A 794-nucleotide genomic window follows, 5' to 3' on the forward strand; every position below is an offset into this window, starting at 1 on the left:
CTCTTTGTAATAGTTATTTTCTTCGGCGCGGTCAATCATTTCAAGCAACTTGTCTGTTCGAACCAGTGCCATGTTCATATCATAATTAATAGTTGCTTGAGAAATCGGTGTAATCCCTTCTTTAGAAAGGCTCTCAACATTTTGGTCATCATCTAAATGAATGATGTATTCGTTTGGATGGTATTCAATAAGTTCACGCGGTACTTCAGCGTAAACACGAACGATATCAGCATCGCAACCATCAAATTTTTCAATCACTTCATCTAGATGGACATTGGCTACTATTTTGGCACCTGAAACAAATACATACTCTGCATTTGACCGTTCAATAAATAAATGATGGTCATCATAGAAGGGGCCTTTACGACTCGCTGCTTCATATAAAGCACGTTTATGGTTCATTTGTGAGAAGGTAAAAATCCCACCAGTGTAATTATCAAAGTTCCAGGCCTTACCTGAACGGATATGGTCATATACAGAACGACCAGTTTCAGCCATAAATAAAGCGGCAGAACGCACACCTGCGTGCGATAAACTTGATAAATAGAAGTCTAGGATACGGTAACGACAAGCGAATGGTAAGTTGGCAATTGGTCTATTGTCTGTTAAAGGCATTAAATCAGTTGTCGATTCATTCAAATTTAAGATAGCTGTAACTCTATTTTTAACCATATTAATTACCTCCAACTACTTCTTCATAACCAATAACGGCGATATTATCAGGGGTACCAATGACTTCAGACCCATCAGAAACAACGGCATCCTCACCTAAAATCGCGTATTCAATTTTGACA

1 pseudogene is annotated in these 794 nt (G+C 38.3%); it reads right to left on the reverse strand.

The features are described 5' to 3' along the window. Positions 1-672: pseudogene (locus tag ACRCJ0_RS16875) on the reverse strand (glucose-1-phosphate adenylyltransferase subunit GlgD); the annotation flags it as partial. Between the last annotated feature and the right edge of the window lie 122 nt (positions 673-794).

The sequence above is a fragment of the Aerococcus sp. L_32 genome (assembly GCF_050689315.1).